Source organism: Mycobacterium sp. NPDC003449, assembly GCF_053588415.1.
Genome location: NZ_JBSFPX010000175.1, coordinates 1 through 16114 on the forward strand (window position 1 = coordinate 1; position 16114 = coordinate 16114).

Genomic DNA, 16114 nt, shown 5'->3' on the forward strand with positions numbered 1-16114 from the left:
CGCGGAGGTACCCGGAACGCCGCCGTACCGGGTACCTTCGCGTCTGCTCGGCGGGTCAGGCGGGGGGTTTGACCGCCAGGATCGGCTTGAGGCATTCCAGCAGCAGCCGCTGTGACACGCTGCCGAGCAGCAGTTTGCCGACCGGGCTGCGGTGCCGGATGCCGATCACCAGCAACTCGGCGTCGGGGCCGTCCATCGCGTTCAGCAGTTCCTCGGACGCGTCGACCCCGACCGGCTGGCGCAGCTCGAACTCCACACCGCTGCTGCGTAGGCGCTCCTCGACATCGTGCACCTCGCCCGACCGGGCGAAGCGGGCATCGACGTAGGCATCCCCCGCGCTCGCGTTGATCACCAGCAGGTTCGTCTCGCGCCGCTTGGCCTCGGCGATGCCGTGTTCGAGTGCCGCCCGGCCGAACGGATCCGCGCTGTAGCCGATGACGATCATTTCTGGGCCTGCGCTTTCTGTTGCTGGTCCACATCGTCCTCGACGATCAGCAGGGTCTCCTCGCTACGGTGCATCACCTTGAGCACCAACGGCATCAGCAGCAGGATCGCCATCAGCACATAGGTGACGATCGCGACCGGCTCGGTGAACAGGCTGCCCCAGTCACCACCGCCGAGTTGCAGGCTCTGCCGTAGCTGGCGTTCGATCCGCGGGCCCAGGATCACCCCGATGATCAGCGGCAGTACTGGTAACCCGAAGCGGCGCATCATCAATCCCAGCAGGCCGAACACCAGCAGCAGCGCCAGATCCAGCGGCTGCACGTTGACCGCCAGCGCGCCGAGCGTCGCGAAGAACAGGATGCCGGCGTAGAGGTAGGGCCGTGGGGTGCGCAGCAGCTTAGCCCACAGCGGCGCCAACGGCAGGTTGAGCACCAACAGCAGCAGGTTGCCGATGAACAGGCTGGCGATCAACGTCCAGATCAGCAGCGGTTCCTTCTCGAAAAGAGTTGGGCCGGGCTGGATTCCGTACGACACGAACGCGGTCAGCATGACGGCTGCGGTGGCGTTGGTGGGCAGGCCCAGCGACAGCATCGGCACCAGCGTGCCCGCCGCCGAGGCGTTGTTGGCGGCCTCGGGCCCGGCGACCCCTTCGATCGCGCCCCGGCCGAACTCCTCCTTGTGCTTGGACAGGCGCTTCTCGGTGATGTAGGACAGGAACGTCGGCAGCTCGGCACCGCCGGCCGGCAGCGCGCCGAACGGGAACCCGAACGCGGTGCCGCGCAGCCACGGTTTCCACGACCGGGCGAAGTCCTGGCGGTCCATCCACGGCCGTCCCACCGGGATCACCTCCGCGGGCCGACGCCGCAGATGCGCCGCGACCCACAGCGCCTCGCCGAGCGCGAAGATCGCCACCGCGATCACCACGATGTCGATACCGTCCGAGAGCTGCGGCAGCCCGAACGTCGCGCGCGGCTGGCCGGTCAGGAAGTCGATGCCGACGACACCGATCGCCAGGCCGAGGAACAGCGAGATGGCGCCGCGCAGTTTGGAGGCGCCGAGCACCGCGGTCACTGCGACCAGCGCGAACAGCATGATCGCCAGGTAGGACGGCGCGCCGAGGGTGACCGCGAACCGGGAGATCGGCGGGGCGAACGCGGCCAGCAGGGTGGTGCCGATCGCACCGGCGACGAACGATCCGATCGCCGCGGTGGCCAGCGCCTGGGCGGCGCGGCCGGCCTTGGCCATCTTGTTGCCCTCGATCGCGGTGATCACCGACGACGACTCGCCCGGGGTGTTCAGCAGGATCGAGGTGGTCGATCCGCCGTACATGCCGCCGTAGAAGATGCCGGCGAACATGATGAACGCCGCACTGGGACTCACGTTGTAGGTCACCGGCAGCAGCAGCGCCACCGTCATGGCGGGCCCGATGCCGGGCAGTACGCCCACCGCGGTGCCGAGCAGCACGCCGATCACGGCGTAGAGCAGGTTCATCGGCGTCGCCGCCTCGGCGAACCCCTGCATCAGCCAGTCGAAGTTCTCCATTTACAGAATCCCGTCCAGAATGCCTGCGGGCAACGGGATTCCGAGCCCGGAGTAGAACGCGTAGAAGCTCAGGACCGACAGCACCGCGCCGATCACGATGTTGCGGATGTAGTGGCGGCTGCCCAGAATCGTTGCCGCCCCGCCGAACAACACGGCGCCCATGATCGCCCAGCCGAGCGGTTTGACGAGCACGATCACCGCGATGAACAGGCCGACGAGCAGACCGACGGTGCGCCAGTCCCCCGGCGAGTTCGGGTCGACGTCCTCGCCGGCATCGGCCTCACCGACCGAACCGCGGGGTATTGCGATCGCCAGCACGACGGCCAGCGCGATCAGGATCACGCCGATCACCAGTGGGAAAGCCCTCGGCCCCACCGGGTCGACCTTCGCGAAGCCCGCCTCCAGCGTGAGCGCGTCGTAGATCAGGAAGGCGCCGACCGCGACCAGCACCAGACACACCAGATACTGCGCCTTGTCGGTGGCCCTGGCCCGCGCCGGCTGCCGGGACTCCTCGGTGGCCGTCACAGCAGCCCCAGCTCGGTCAGCGTGGACGACACCCGGTTGTCCTGGTCGGTCAGGAACTGTTCGAATTGCGCACCGGTCAGGAACGCGTCGGTCCAACCGTTCTTCACCAATGCCTCCTTCCATTGCTGCGTGCCGTGCAGCTCCTCGAGCACCTTGACCATCTCCTGCCTGGCACCGTCGGAAATCCCCGGCGGCGCAAGCACTCCCCGCCAGTTGGCGAAGGTCAGATCGATTCCGGATTCCTTGAGCGTCGGCGCGTCGACACCCTCGACGCGCTCCTCGCTGGACACCCCGAGAACGCGCAGCTGGCCCGCCTCGATCTGATCGATCAGCTCGCCGGGACTTGAGGTGCCGACCGTGATCTTCTTGCCGAGCAGCGCGGTGAGCAGGTCGCCGCCGCCGTCATAGGTGACGAAGTTGACGCTCTTCGGATCGACCCCGACCGCCTTGGCCAACTCCATCGGGAACAGGTGATCGGGGCCGCCCGGTGACGAGCCACCCCCGATGGTGACCTTGGCCGGGTCGGCTTTCCACGCCGCGACGAAGTCCTGCACGGTCCGGAACGGGGAATCGGCGGGCACGAAAATGGCGCCCGGGTCCTCGATCAGCTTGGCGATCGCCGTCGCATCGGAGGCCTTGATGTGGGAGCCGTTGGTGTAGGTGGCACCGACGACCCCTAGCCCCATGGTCATCATGAGGTCGTCATTGCCCTTCTCGTTCATCAGCCGGGCCATCGCGACGGTGCCGCCCGCCCCGATCACGTTGAACACCTCGACCCGGCCGGTGATGTCGTCGTCCTCCATGATCTTCACCGCGGTGCGCGCGGTGAGGTCGTAACCGCCGCCCGGGCTGTTGGGCACCATCATCCGCAGCCGATGGAATCCGCGTTCCTCATCGCCGCGTGTGACGCCACACGCACTGACCAGCAGTGCGAGGATCACCGCGATGGCCAGCGCTGCGCTGGATCGCGTCCGGTTCCGGGTGGCCTGCACGTCATCCCCCAATCGGCGGTTTGTGATGCTCAGCAATACTGGACCTCCGCGGTGACCTACGTCACTGATTCGAACGCAAAGGAAGTATTGGTCATTTCGAACATGACGCACCGACGCCGGGTGGTGAGGGTTCTCGGCAGGCGCAGCCTGGCCGGCCAGTTCCTGGCCTTCCAGTTGCTGGTGGTGGCGGTGGTGCTGTTCGCGGTCGCCGCGATCTCGGTCGCGCAGTCCACCAGGGAGTTCCGCGAGGTGCGCGGACAACGGATGATCGCGGTGGCCGAGAACATGGCGTCCACCCCCGTCATCCGGGACCGCTACGGCGACCAGTTCGCCTCGCGGGTACTGGCGCCGGAGGTGGACCGGGCGGTGGCACTGTCGGGGGCCGAACTGGCCGAGATCGTCGATCCGGGTCCGGAGGCGGGCGGGCAGGGCGACTACGGGGTGGTCCGCGCCTCATCGGACCCCGAGCGCGTCGGTCAACGCGTCGACCTGGCGGTCAGCCGGGCCGATGAGGGCCGGGCCTGGTTCGGCGACAGCGTCATCGACGGTGTGCACAGCCTGGTCGGGCAGGTGCCGATCCTCGCGCCCGACGGGCGGGTACTGGCGGTCACATCGGTCAGCGAGCGGTATCCGTCGGTGTGGGAAATGCTCGGCGGTGCGGGCGAGCGTCTGCTGATCTATCTGGGGCTCGGCGCGGCCATCGGCCTGATCGCGTCCTGGCTGTTGTCGCGCCGGATCAAACGGCACACCCGCGGATTGGAGATCGCCGAGATCGCCAGTCTGGCCGACCACCGGGAAGCCTTGTTGCACAGCATCCGTGAGGGTGTGGTGGCGGTGAACACCGACGGGGTCATCACGGTGCTCAACGACAGTGCCTCCGAACTGCTCGGCATCAGCGCCACCGCGGTGGGCCGCCACGTCGACGGGGTAGGATTCGAGCCCGCGGTGGTCGAGTTCCTGCTGTCCGGCCGGGCCGACGAGAACGATGTGATCATCGCGACCCGGGACCGGATGCTGGCGCTCAACCGGCGGTCGGCCAGCAGCCAGGGCAGGCGGATCGGTACGGTGACGACCATGCGCGACAGCACCGAACTCGCCGCGCTGCAGGCCCAGCTGTCCTCGCACCGCAGCGTGACCGATACGCTGCGCGCCCAGACCCACGAGTTCGCCAATCAGTTGCACACCATCTCGGGCCTGACCCAGCTCGGCGAGTTCGAAGCCGTGCGCGATCTGGTCGGCACCCTGACCCGCCGCCGTGCCGAGATCAACGAGGCTGTGACACAACACATTTCCGATCCGGCGGTGGCGGCGCTGGTGATCGCCAAGACATCGCTGGCCGCCGAGAACGGCGTCACCCTCGCGCTCTCCGGTGACAGCCGTCTCGGGCCGCTGGACCCGGCGCTGGCCACCGATGTGATCACCGTGCTCGGCAACCTGATCGACAATGCCGTGGACGTGTCGGTCGGGTCGGGGCCTGCGCGGGTGAGTGTGCGCGTCGACGATTCGGCCGGGTTGGTACTGACGGTGATCGATTCGGGACCCGGTGTGCCCGAGCATCTGCGGGAGTCCATCTTCGCGCGCGGCGTGACCTCCAAACCCAACGTTCCCGGCGGGCGCGGGATCGGATTGGCCCTGGTCCGCCTGGTGACCGCGCAGCACGGCGGAACCGTCGAGGTGACCGACGGCCCCACCGGCGGTGCGTCGTTCGTGGTCCGGCTGCCCGAGGACACCAAGCGGGCCGTCCATGCGTGACGTGCTGGTCGTCGACGACGACTTCATGGTCGCCGAGATCCATCGCCGGTTCGTCGACCGGGTCGACGGATTCCGCGCGGTCGGGGTGGCCCGCAACGGATCCGAAGCCCTGACCGCGGCGGCCGCGCTGCAACCCGACCTGATCCTGCTCGATGTGCACCTGCCCGATATGACCGGCCTCGAGGTGCTGCAGCGGCTGCGCGCGGAGGGCGACAGGGTGGGCGTCATCATGATCACCGCGGCCCGTGAGCTCGACACCGTCCGCGGGGCCCTCGACGGCGGCGCCGCCGACTATCTGATCAAGCCGTTCGAATTCGACCAGTTGCGCGCCAAGCTGGCATCGTTCGCGACCCGGTCCGATGCGCTGGCCGCCGACGGCGGCGCCGACCAGTCGACGATCGACGCCCTGTTCGGCGCCACCTCGCCGGCCGGCAGTGCCGTCCTGCCCAAGGGGCTCGGCCCCGAGACCGGGCGACTGGTGCTGACCGCGGTGCGCGACGCGGGTGAGGTGTCGGCCGCCGAATGCGCTGAGCTGGTAGGCATTTCCCGGGTCAGCGCGCGTCGTTACCTCGAGCACTACCTGAGTGTGGGCACGCTGGAACTGCGGCTGCAATACGGGACCGGACGCCCCGAAAGACGCTACCGGGTGAGCTAGAACCCTCCCCTCCCCGCCGCGAGCAGACACTGCGGTACCCCGGCGGGCGCGTTTTTGGGTACCCCCGCGTCTGCTCGCGGGTCAACGGGAGCCGACGTAGGCTGGGGGCAGCCGGTGCCGATCGTCCGCACCGCAGGGACAGTCATGAGCGCATGGAGCATCCGGCCCGAGACCGGACGCAGATTCTCCGACCGCCACGAGGCGGGCCGGGTCCTGGCGCAGCGCCTGGCGTCCTACCGGGGCGATCCCGACGTTCTGGTGCTGGGACTGGCCCGCGGCGGCGTTCCGATCGCCTGGGAGGTGGCCTCGGCCCTGGCTGCGCCGCTGGACGTGTTCCCGGTGCGCAAGCTGGGGGTGCCGCAGTGGCAGGAGCTGGCCATGGGCGCGCTGGCCCCCGGCGGGGGCGTCGTCGTCAACGAAAGCCTGGTACATCGCCTCGGGCTCACCGAACAGGATGTCGACGAGGCGATCCGGCGCGAGACGATCGAATTGGACCGGCGTGAGCGGGTCTACCGCGGTGAGCGCCCGGCACCCGATGTCACCGGCCGAACGGTCATCCTGGTCGACGACGGCATCGCCACGGGTGCCACCATGCTGGCCGCGGTGCGCGCGGTCCGGGCGGCGCGGCGCGTGGTGGTGGCGGTGCCGGTCGGGCCGGCCTCGGTGTGCGCGCAGCTGGCCGAGGAGGCCGACGAGGTGGTGTGCGCGAGTACACCCGACCAGTTCGAGGCCGTCGGCCAGGCGTTCGCCGACTTCCACCAGGTCAGCGACGACGAGGTGCGCGAGCTGCTGGCCGCGCCGACCGCGGGCTAGTTCTTGTGCTCCTGGTGGTCCGGGTGGTCGGTGACGACGTCGTCACCGTCGTCATCCGCCGGGCTGTCCCCGGCCGTGGCCTCCCCGGCACCGTCGGACGGTTCGTCGGGATAGTCGACCGGCTCGTGCACATCGGTGATCTCCGAGGCGCCGGCGGCCTCAACCGCCCCGGAGGACGCCTCGGCGTCCTCTCCCCCGGATTCACCGGTGTCGCCGCGGGCCCCGCGCGACCGTTCCCGCAGGGCGTCCACGATCAGCAGCACCACGCCGATCACGCTCGCGCCGATGCACACCCAGGCGATCAGTTCGTTGCTGGTGACTACCGCGGTCACCAGCGCGGCAAGTCCGATGACAGCAAGCACGAGCGCAATGATCAGCATGGTTCAACCCTAGAGGTGGTGGCTGCCCGCGGACCGGACCGCTTCACTACCGGCGACGTCGAGGTCAGTTGTTACCCCGATTGAACTGGCTGAACCCGCCCGAATCGTTGTTGGCGCTGGAATCCACCGGCGCGGCCGAACCGCGCTGCCCGAGTTCCTCGAGCTGGGATTCCAGGTAGGTCTTGAGCCGGGTGCGGTACTCGCGCTCGAACGTCCGCAGCTGCTCCAGCCGGCCTTCCAGCACCGTGCGCTGCTGGTTGATGGTGCCCATGATCTCGGAGTGCTTGCGCTCGGCGTCGGCCTGCAGGGCGTCGGCCTTCTCCTGGGCCTGACGCAGCTGCGTCTCGGACCGGGTCTGGGCGTCGGCCAGCATGGCGTCGGCACGCTGACGCGCCTCCGACACCGTGGTCTCGGCGGTCTTGCGGGCGTCGCTGACCATGGCGTCGGCCTGTGCGCGGGCGTCGGCGAGCAGCTTGTCCGATTCGGCCTTGGCCGTGCCGGTGAGCCGGTCGGCGGTGTCCTGCGCCAGGCTCAGCACGCGGGCCGCACGCACCGAAGTGTCCTCGCCGGCCGCGGCGGCGGCCGGTGCCGCGGCGGCGGCCGCCGCGGGCGCCTCGTAGACCGGCTGCGGCGGCGGTGTCGGCTCCGGCTCGGGCTCGTAGAGCGGGATCGACTTCGAGGTCGAGGACGCGGACTGCGAGGATCCCGACGAGGACCCCGCACCCGAACGCGCGGAGGCGACTTCGGAGTCGAGCTCGGACACCCGCTGCCGAAGGTCGGCGTTCTCCTCGATGAGGCGGGTCAGCTCGTTCTCAACCAGATCGAGAAAGGCGTCGACCTCGTCCTCGTTGTAGCCGCGTTTGCCAATCGGCGGCTTGCTGAACGCGACGTTGTGGACGTCCGCTGGTGTGAGCGGCATTGTCTGCCCCCTTGAAGTCTTGGACCGTCAACCGATCTCAAAGTGTAAAGCCTTGTCTGAAAGCAACTGGCGTCCATCCTGTCACACCAGACCCGGCGGTTGCAGTGGTGGTCAATTTTTAAGAGTGAATTTCAAACTTCTTACGCGCTTTCGACGGTTCGGGCAAATGATTCCCATCCTTCCCGGCAGGTTCTCAGACCGCCGCGCCGAACGCCAGTTGCATCCCGATGAACGCCGCGAGCAGCAGCACCATGATGGACAGGTCGAACCGGACGGCGCCTATCGTGAGCTGCGGAATGATCCGGCGCAGCAGCTTCACCGGCGGGTCGGTGACCGTCATGATGAGCTCCAGCACGACCACGGTGAAACCCTTGGGATGCCAGTCCCGGCTGAACGACCGGATGAACTCGACGACCACTCTCGCGATGAGCAGCAGCCAGAACACGAACAGCGCGAAACCCAGGATCTGGAAGAACAGCGACAACTGAGCCGACCTCACTACAGGCAGATGTGTGACATTCGATACAGGGTCGCCGGAGGCCGGTCACAGAGCACGTACGTCGCGACCGGCCGATGTTGCGACGCCGCCAGCCTACCCGGCCGCGGTTGACATATCGGACCGGTGCGCGACGTCGAGGGTGTGTCCCGGCCGGTGGCCGGGGTTGCTCAGGCTGTCATGCAGGCTATTGATACGAGTAGAAACCGGCCTCGGCGATCCGGCGGCGCTCCTCGGCGCTGACGTCGACATCGGCCGGGGAGAGCAGGAAGACCTTCGTCGCCACCTTGTCGAACGAGCCGCGCAGGGCGAATGCCAGGCCTGCCGCGAAGTCGACCAGCCGCTTGGCATCGGCGTTGTCCATCGACACCAGGTCCATGATCACCGGGGTTCCGTCGCGGAACCGCTCACCGATCGTGCGGGCCTCGCTGTAGTCCTTGGGGCGCAGGGTGGTGATCTTCGACAGCGGGCTGCCCGCCTCGAACAACTCGGCCATCCGGCGCGGGTCCATCGCCAGCGCCCCGCGGGTGGACCCGCGCATCGCGCTCAACCGCGGTGCCGAGCGGTCGAATTCGCGGGGTCCGCGCATCCGCGGCTCGAACCGGGGCTCGTCGGCGAACCCGCCCACATAACCGGGACGGTAGGCCGGGCCGTCGTCGTACTCACGCCCCTCGTAGCCGTAGCCATCTTCCTCGAAGTGCTCTTCACGGGGCCGGCGGGCGTAGCTGCGTGGCGCGCCGCGCTCCTCGTCCTCGTAGTACTCGTCGTCGTAATCCTCCATCGGCGCCATGCCGAAGTAGGCCTTGACCTTATGCAGTGTGCTCATCGCGGCGACCCTTCTGCTGACGGTGGGGGTGGTGATGTCTGTGATGAAGATGTGACTGGAGTGACTACTGCGGGTGACGTTAGCGGCCGCTGCCCCAATACCGCGGTACCGACACGCACACAGGTCGATCCGTGTTTCACCGCGATTTCCAGGTCGCCGGACATGCCCGCCGACAGCTCAAGCCGCTGCGAGTAGGCCCGTTGCACGCGCTCCCGCTCCTCGGCCAGCCGCGCGAACGCCTCGTCCGGATCCGCGCCCAGCGGCGGGATCGCCATCAGGCCGGTGAACCGCAGTCCGTCGGCCGCATCGGCCGCGGCACACAGCGCGTCGACCTCATCGGGCCGGTCGATGGCCACCCCGCCCCTCTCGGTGTCGGCGTCAAGACTGACCTGCAGGTAGACCCGCAGCGGATCGGACCGGGTGCCGGCCTCCAGCGCCGCGGTCGCCGCCCGGCCCAGCGCGGTGACCAGCCGGGCGTTGTCGACCGAGTGCGCGGCGTACGCCCACCCCGCCACCGCGCGCGCCTTGTTCCGCTGGATGCGGCCGACCATGTGCCAGCGAATCGGCACATCCGGCAATTCGGCGCGAACCGCGGCGATTTTGTTCGCGGCTTCCTGTTCGCGGGATTCACCAAATGCGAGGCACCCTAATTGGTTGAGAATGACGACATCGGTTGCCGGAAAGAATTTGGTAATCGGAAGGAGTTCTATTTCACTGACATTTCGGCCCGCCGATTCCGCGGCGCGGGCCAGCCTGGCTCGCGCGGCCCCGAGCGCGGCCGTGAGTTCCGCGGTGCGGTCCGCGTCGCGGATGCGCTGCCCCGCACTCACCGGGCGCCCGATTCCATCCACACCACCGAGGCCAGGCGGCCGGTGGGCGCATCACGGCGGTGGCTGAACAGGCTGTCGTCCTCGACCGTGCACCGGGGATCGATGTCGATCGACTTCACGCCCAAATCCGTTAACTGCCGGGCAATTCCGGCTCGCAGATCCAGGCCGGGGGTGCCCTTCGAGGTCGTGGTGCGGCTGCCGGGCAGCGTGGCCTCGACCTCCGCGGCCATCGCCTCGGGCACTTCGTAGTTGCGTCCACTCACCGCGGGGCCGAGCAGTACCGAGATGTCCTCGATGTGCGCGCCGGCCGCCACCATCGCGTCCAGCCCGCGGGCCACGATGCCGATCTGCGCGCCCACCCGGCCCGCGTGCGCAGCGCCGATCACGCCCGCGCGCGCATCGGCCATTAATACCGGGACACAATCGGCGGTCACCACGGCCAAAGCCAATCCGGTCGTCGCGGTGACCAATCCGTCGGCATTATCGACCGCCGCCACACCGGGTTCGAGCGGCCCGTCGACGGTGACCACGCGGTCGCCGTGCACCTGGTTCATCCAGACCAGCCCGCGCGCGCCGATCGCGTCGGCGAGCCGCCTGCGGTTGGCCGTCACGGCCGCCGGGTCGTCGCCGACGTGGTCGCCGAGATTGAACGAATCGAAGGGCGGCGAGGACACGCCGCCGGCGCGGGTGGTGGTCACACGCCGTACACGAACACTCACGATTCCAGTATCCGGACCGCCGGCGGCGTCCGGCTCAGTGCCGCATGAACGGCGGCACGTCGACATCGTCGTCGGCGATGCCCCCGTCGCCTCCATCGCCACCGACGCTGACGGTGGCCCCGTTGGTGTGGGCCGGGACGCTGACCGCATCCGACGGTTCGAACAACGACGTCGTCACCTTGCCGGCCTTACCGGATGCGATCGGCTGGGTGGGCGCCTGGCCGGGGCCGACCACCGGTTTGCGACTCGGGCCGGTGGTCTCGAAGCCCGCGGCGATCACCGTGACCCGCACCTCGTCGCCCAGCGAGTCGTCGATCACCGTGCCGAAGATGATGTTGGCCTCGGGATGGGCCGCGTCCTGCACCAGCGACGCCGCCTCGTTGATCTCGAACAGGCCGAGGTCGCTGCCGCCGGCCACCGACAACAGGACGCCCTGGGCACCCTCCATCGACGCCTCCAGCAGCGGCGAGTTGATCGCGATCTCGGCGGCCTTGAGCGCCCGGCCGTCCCCGCGCGCGGACCCGATGCCCATCAGCGCGGTGCCCGCGCCGCTCATCACCCCCTTGACATCGGCGAAGTCCACGTTGATCAGACCGGGCGTGGTGATCAGGTCGGTGATCCCCTGCACGCCGTTGAGCAGCACCTCGTCGGCGCTGCGGAACGCGTCCATCAGCGATACCGCGGCATCGCCCATCTGCAGCAGCCGGTCGTTGGGGATGACGATCAGGGTGTCGCAGCTCTCCCGCAACGCGGTGATACCCGATTCGGCCTGGTTGCTGCGCCGCTTGCCCTCGAAGGAGAACGGCCGGGTCACCACGCCGACGGTCAGCGCACCGAGCTTGCGCGCGATGGTCGCCACGACCGGGGCACCGCCGGTGCCGGTGCCGCCACCCTCGCCCGCGGTGACGAACACCATGTCCGCACCGCGCAGCAGCTCCTCGATGTCGTCCTTGGCGTCCTCGGCGGCCTTGCGGCCGACCTCCGGGTCGGCGCCGGCGCCGAGACCACGGGTGGAATCGCGGCCGACGTCGAGCTTGACGTCGGCATCGCTCATCAACAGCGCCTGCGCGTCGGTGTTGATCGCGATGAACTCGACGCCCTTGAGGCCCTGTTCGATCATTCGGTTGACGGCATTGACGCCGCCGCCGCCGATGCCGACCACCTTGATGACTGCGAGGTAGTTATGCGGGGGGGTCATGGATCGTCTTCCTCCCTGGTTGCCGTTGGTCGCGCCGAACCCCTCTCCTGCAAACTCTCAACCTCAACCATAGAGTTAGAGTTATGTCAAGTAGTTCCGCGCAAACAGAACGGTAGGGGGACAACGCAGCCGATCGCGGCAGGCGCGCCGACGCGTCGCGCGGCAATTTCCCGCCGCGGCACCGGGGAACTACTTGACCGTCGGCAGATCCGGGCTCGACACGTCATAGGTACGGCCTGGCTGGGTCAGCAGCGCCGCCAGTTTCTGGGCCTTCTCGTCGGTGCGGTCGTTGGTCCCCCACACCACCACCCGGCCGTCGATCAGCGTCAAGGTGATCGATGCGACCGAGGGAGCCGCGATCCGGCCCACCTGCCCGGCCACGTCGGGGGGCAGGGCCAGCATTACATCGAGCGCCGCGCGCGTCGACGGATCGTCCGGCGTCGGATTCTCGGCATCCAGATAAGGCAGTTGCAGCGGCGCCGGGCCGGTGGCGAAATCGACGCCGTCGCGGTCGAACAGGTGCGGACCGTCCGGATAGTCCTTGACCACCACCGGCACCCGCTCCACCAGCGTTATCCGCAGGGTCGACGGATACTCGCGCTGCACCCTTGCAGTGGCGACCCGCCGGATCGTGGCCACCCGTTCGGCCACCGCGTCGGTGTTGATCTGCAGCAGCGGCGTGTCCGGCACCACCGCGGCCGCGGCGAGCACCTCCTCCTGCGGCACCGCGGCCGCACCGGTCACCACCACGTTGCGCGCCGACATGATCGGGGTGAAATACAGCACCAGCCCCAGCGCCACCGCGACCACACTGACCAGAGCCGACCACATCAGCACCTTGAGGCTCCGGAGCGCCCCGGACGCAGCGGTTTTCGGCGCCTGGTCGGCCTGCCCGTCGACCCGGCGTTTGGCCTCCCTGCGGGCCTGTTCGATCGCCACCGCCCGGTCGCGCGCGGCCCGGCGCTCCGCACGCTCCCGCCGGGCCCGCCGGCGTGGGCCCTCGTAATCCGGCGAGGTGGCATCCGGTTCGTCCGGCTCCGGCTGCGCCGGTGCGTCAGGCTCGGCCGGGCCGGGCTCGGTGGCGGTGCCATCGGGGCCGTCCGGCACGTCGGGACCCGGCTCGGTCACGACGAACCCGTCCCCGACCGTCGAGGGGCGCTGCGGTTGGCCTTGATCTGCAGTTCGGTGACGATCTCGCTGCCGAGCATCGTCACATCGCCCGCGCCCATGGTCAGCACCACATCCCCCGCGCCCGCCACCGCGGCCACCGCCGCGGCCACCGCCGAGAAGTCCGGCACGTAGGTCACCGGGGCACCGACATGTTCGGCCACCGTCGCGCCGCTGACCCCGGCCACCGGCTGCTCACGGGCGCCGTACACATCGAGGACGAAGACCTGGTCGGCCAGGCTCAGCGCCGAACCGAACTCGCCGGCGAATGTCGCTGTGCGCGAATACAGATGGGGCTGGAACGCCACGATCACCCGGCCGCCGGTCGTCTCGACGACGGTGCGGGCCGCCTCCAGCGTGGCCCGCACCTCGGTGGGATGGTGCGCGTAGTCGTCAAAAACCCGGACCCCCGCGGTGGCCCCGACGAGCTCGAAACGCCTTCGGACTCCTTCGAATCCGGCCAGCCCGTCGAGCACGACCTCGGTGGGCGCGCCGACCTGAATCGCAGCGAGCACCGCCGCCAACGCGTTGAGCGCCATGTGCCGGCCCGGGACCGCCAGTCGCACCGCCCGCGGATGCGGCTCATCGGCGATCTGGATGTGGGCGACCGCACCGGTCCCCTGGTGATCCCAGCTCAGCAGCTTGCCCGCCAGCGCGTGCGGGTCCGGGTTCCCGCCGTCGCTGCCGTAGCGCAGCACCCGGATACCCATGGCCTCGGTGCGGTCGGCCAGCGCGGCCGCCCCCGGGTCATCGGTGCACGCCACCAGCGCGCCGCCGGGCGCGATCCGCTCGACGAACGAGTCGAACACCTCGATATAAGCCTGCTCGCTGCCGAAGAAATCGAGGTGGTCGGCTTCGATGTTGGTCACCACCGCGACATCGGGGGTGTACTCGAGCAGCGAGCCGTCGCTCTCGTCGGCTTCGGCGACGAAGCACGTGCCGCTGCCGTGGTGCGCGTTGGTTCCGGCCTCCCCCAGCTCGCCGCCGACGGCGAACGACGGGTCGAAACCGCTGTGCTGTAACGCCACGATGAGCATCGAGGTGGTGGTGGTCTTGCCGTGGGTGCCGGTCACCATCAGCGTGGTGTAGCCGGCCATCAGCTTGGCCAGCACCACGGGCCGCATGATGATCGGGATACCGCGCCTGCGCGCCTCGACGAGTTCGGGATTGGTCTTCGGGATCGCGGCATGGGTGGTGACCACCGCCGTCGGGCCACCGGGCAGCAGATCCAGCGACGACGCGTCGTGCCCGATCCGGATCTCGGCGCCCCTGGCGCGCAACGCCACCACGCCGCGGGATTCCTTGGCGTCCGACCCGGACACCAGGCCGCCGCGGTCCAGCAGGATCCGGGCCACCCCCGACATCCCGGCCCCGCCGATCCCCACCATGTGCACCCGTTGCAACTCGGGTGGCAGCGAGTTGCCGGTCACCGCGGGCTCCTGCGTTCGGCGTGGGCCACATCCAGCGCGACCTGCGCCACCCGCCGGGCGGCGTCGGGATGGCCCACCAGCGAGGCCGCCGCGGTCATCGCCGCCATCCGGTCGTCGTCGGTGAGCAGGCCGACCACGGTCTCGGCGATGAAATCGCGACTCAGCTCGGCGTCGTCGACCACCACACCGCCGCCCGCCGCCACCACCGGGCCCGCGTTGAGCCGCTGCTCCCCGTTGCCGATCGGCAGCGGGACGTAGACCGCGGGCAGCCCGACGGCGGTCACCTCGGCGACCGTCATCGCCCCGGACCGGCAGATCGCCAGATCCGCTGCAGCATAGGCCAGGTCCATCCGGTCCAGATAGGGCACCGCGACATAGGGCGGCACACCGGCGGGCGCGGGCGACAGCTGCAGGGTGTTCTTCGGTCCGTGCGCATGCAGAACCGAAATGCCCGCGGCGCCAAGGGCTTCGGCGGCCGCCGACACCGCCCGGTTGATCGACTGCGCACCCTGCGAGCCGCCGAACACCAACAACACTCTGGCGTCCTCGGGTAACCCGAAGAACGCCCGGGCCTGGCTGCGCAATGCCGCGCGGTCCAGGTCGGTGATCGCCGCGCGCACCGGCACGCCGACCACCTCCACATGCGCCAGCCCCGGCTCGGGTACCGCCGAGAGCACCCGGCGCGCCGACCGGGCCCCCACCCGGTTGGCCAACCCGGCACTGGCGTTGGCCTCGTGGATCACCACCGGCACCGCACCACGCCGCCGCACCATCCCGCCGCGGGCGGCCAGATACGCCGGCAGGGCGACATAGCCGCCGAAACCCACCACCACATCCGCCTCGACGTCGGCGAGCACCGAGCGTGTCTCCCGGATCGCGCTGCGCACCCGCATCGGCAGCCGGACCAGATCGCCCGACGGTTTGCGGGGCAGCGGCACCGGGGTGATCAGCTGCAGGTCGTAACCGCGCTGCGGCACCAGCCGCGTCTCCAGGCCACGCCGGGTCCCGAGTGCGGTGATGCGGACCCGCGGATCGAGTGCGCGCAACGCGTCGGCCACCGCCATCGCCGGCTCGACATGGCCTGCGGTGCCGCCACCGGCCAGGACCACGGAGATCGCCCGTGCGCTGCGCTGCTCGTCTCGATCAGATGCCCCCCTGACGCTCTCGCTCACCCGTAACGCTGACCTTCCAGTGCGCGGACCCGTCGGCCCGGTTGGCGTTGGACTGTCCCATGATGCCCTGACCGGCGCACCGGCCGCTCACCCGTATGGGTTTTGCGCCCGGCCGCCGCGGACGTTTTCCGGACGGGCTTGCGATCGGGCTTGCGCCCGGCCCTGCGTTCGGATTTGCGCGCCGGCTTGGCGGGGGTGCGTGCGCTTGCGGTCTTGCGGGCCCGCAGCCGGTCGCGGGCCGCGTCCAGCCGGGT

At 69.4% G+C, this 16114-nt stretch carries 17 protein-coding genes and 1 pseudogene; 3 read left to right on the top strand and 15 right to left on the bottom strand.

Going from position 1 to position 16114, the window contains the following annotated elements; all coding sequences use genetic code 11:
• Positions 1-55: 55 nt before the first annotated feature.
• From ACWDTP_RS30740 to ACWDTP_RS30755, 4 genes are read right to left on the bottom strand one after another with little or no spacing between them, the layout of a single operon-like run.
• Positions 56-445, bottom strand: coding sequence for a universal stress protein (locus tag ACWDTP_RS30740; protein WP_450026931.1), 390 nt, complete (start codon positions 443-445; stop codon positions 56-58).
• Positions 442-1986 (bottom strand): tripartite tricarboxylate transporter permease, encoded by a 1545-nt coding sequence (locus ACWDTP_RS30745; protein WP_450026933.1) that lies wholly within the window; start codon positions 1984-1986, stop codon positions 442-444. The genes ACWDTP_RS30740 and ACWDTP_RS30745 overlap by 4 nt, the downstream gene beginning before the upstream one ends.
• The gene (locus ACWDTP_RS30750) at positions 1987-2511 is read right to left on the bottom strand and encodes a tripartite tricarboxylate transporter TctB family protein (RefSeq protein WP_450026935.1); all 525 of its coding nucleotides are present in this window, start codon (positions 2509-2511) and stop codon (positions 1987-1989) included.
• Complete coding sequence (locus tag ACWDTP_RS30755) at positions 2508-3464, bottom strand: Bug family tripartite tricarboxylate transporter substrate binding protein (RefSeq protein WP_450026957.1); 957 nt, start codon at positions 3462-3464, stop codon at positions 2508-2510. Before ACWDTP_RS30755 ends, ACWDTP_RS30750 begins: the two co-directional genes overlap by 4 nt.
• A gap of 141 nt (positions 3465-3605) precedes the next feature.
• Between ACWDTP_RS30755 and ACWDTP_RS30760 the strand changes: the two genes are divergently transcribed.
• From ACWDTP_RS30760 to ACWDTP_RS30770, 3 genes are all read left to right on the top strand, one after another.
• Positions 3606-5255 carry an ATP-binding protein gene (locus ACWDTP_RS30760; protein WP_450026937.1) on the top strand — a complete coding sequence of 550 codons (1650 nt, stop codon included), beginning with the start codon at positions 3606-3608 and terminating at the stop codon, positions 5253-5255.
• On the top strand, positions 5248-5910 hold the full coding sequence (locus ACWDTP_RS30765) for a response regulator (RefSeq protein ID WP_450026939.1): 663 nt from the start codon (positions 5248-5250) through the stop codon (positions 5908-5910). Before ACWDTP_RS30760 ends, ACWDTP_RS30765 begins: the two co-directional genes overlap by 8 nt.
• A 144-nt stretch (positions 5911-6054) precedes the next feature.
• Positions 6055-6723 carry a phosphoribosyltransferase gene (locus ACWDTP_RS30770; protein ID WP_450026940.1) on the top strand — a complete coding sequence of 223 codons (669 nt, stop codon included), beginning with the start codon at positions 6055-6057 and terminating at the stop codon, positions 6721-6723.
• On the opposite strand, the gene ACWDTP_RS30775 is transcribed toward ACWDTP_RS30770, so the two are convergent.
• The 11 genes and pseudogenes from ACWDTP_RS30775 to ACWDTP_RS30825 all read right to left on the bottom strand — a co-directional run.
• The gene (locus tag ACWDTP_RS30775) at positions 6720-7103 is read right to left on the bottom strand and encodes a hypothetical protein (protein WP_450026942.1); all 384 of its coding nucleotides are present in this window, start codon (positions 7101-7103) and stop codon (positions 6720-6722) included. The two genes, ACWDTP_RS30770 and ACWDTP_RS30775, sit on opposite strands and share 4 nt — an antisense overlap.
• Before the next feature lie 64 nt (positions 7104-7167).
• Positions 7168-8022 carry a DivIVA-like cell division protein Wag31 gene (gene wag31 / locus ACWDTP_RS30780; protein WP_450026944.1) on the bottom strand — a complete coding sequence of 285 codons (855 nt, stop codon included), beginning with the start codon at positions 8020-8022 and terminating at the stop codon, positions 7168-7170.
• Between the two features lie 193 nt (positions 8023-8215).
• On the bottom strand, positions 8216-8506 hold the full coding sequence (locus ACWDTP_RS30785; RefSeq protein ID WP_450026959.1) for a YggT family protein: 291 nt from the start codon (positions 8504-8506) through the stop codon (positions 8216-8218).
• Positions 8507-8705: 199 nt separating this feature from the next.
• Positions 8706-9344, bottom strand: coding sequence for a cell division protein SepF (locus ACWDTP_RS30790; RefSeq protein WP_450026946.1), 639 nt, complete (start codon positions 9342-9344; stop codon positions 8706-8708).
• A complete protein-coding gene (locus ACWDTP_RS30795; RefSeq protein WP_450026947.1) occupies positions 9341-10174 on the bottom strand; it encodes a YggS family pyridoxal phosphate-dependent enzyme in 834 nt (277 codons plus the stop codon). The genes ACWDTP_RS30790 and ACWDTP_RS30795 overlap by 4 nt, the downstream gene beginning before the upstream one ends.
• Entirely contained in the window at positions 10171-10893 is a 723-nt protein-coding gene (gene pgeF / locus ACWDTP_RS30800; protein ID WP_450026949.1) for a peptidoglycan editing factor PgeF, read from the bottom strand. The genes ACWDTP_RS30795 and pgeF overlap by 4 nt, the downstream gene beginning before the upstream one ends.
• 34 nt (positions 10894-10927) lie before the next feature.
• Positions 10928-12091, bottom strand: coding sequence for a cell division protein FtsZ (gene ftsZ, locus ACWDTP_RS30805; RefSeq protein ID WP_450026951.1), 1164 nt, complete (start codon positions 12089-12091; stop codon positions 10928-10930).
• Positions 12092-12280: 189 nt separating this feature from the next.
• Entirely contained in the window at positions 12281-13219 is a 939-nt protein-coding gene (locus ACWDTP_RS30810) for a cell division protein FtsQ/DivIB (RefSeq protein ID WP_450026953.1), read from the bottom strand.
• On the bottom strand, positions 13216-14646 hold the full coding sequence (gene murC / locus ACWDTP_RS30815; protein WP_450026961.1) for a UDP-N-acetylmuramate--L-alanine ligase: 1431 nt from the start codon (positions 14644-14646) through the stop codon (positions 13216-13218). Before murC ends, ACWDTP_RS30810 begins: the two co-directional genes overlap by 4 nt.
• A 38-nt stretch (positions 14647-14684) precedes the next feature.
• Positions 14685-15860 carry an undecaprenyldiphospho-muramoylpentapeptide beta-N-acetylglucosaminyltransferase gene (gene murG, locus ACWDTP_RS30820; RefSeq protein WP_450026955.1) on the bottom strand — a complete coding sequence of 392 codons (1176 nt, stop codon included), beginning with the start codon at positions 15858-15860 and terminating at the stop codon, positions 14685-14687.
• A pseudogene (locus tag ACWDTP_RS30825) lies at positions 15857-16114 on the bottom strand (putative lipid II flippase FtsW); the annotation flags it as partial. The gene murG and the pseudogene ACWDTP_RS30825, both read right to left, overlap by 4 nt.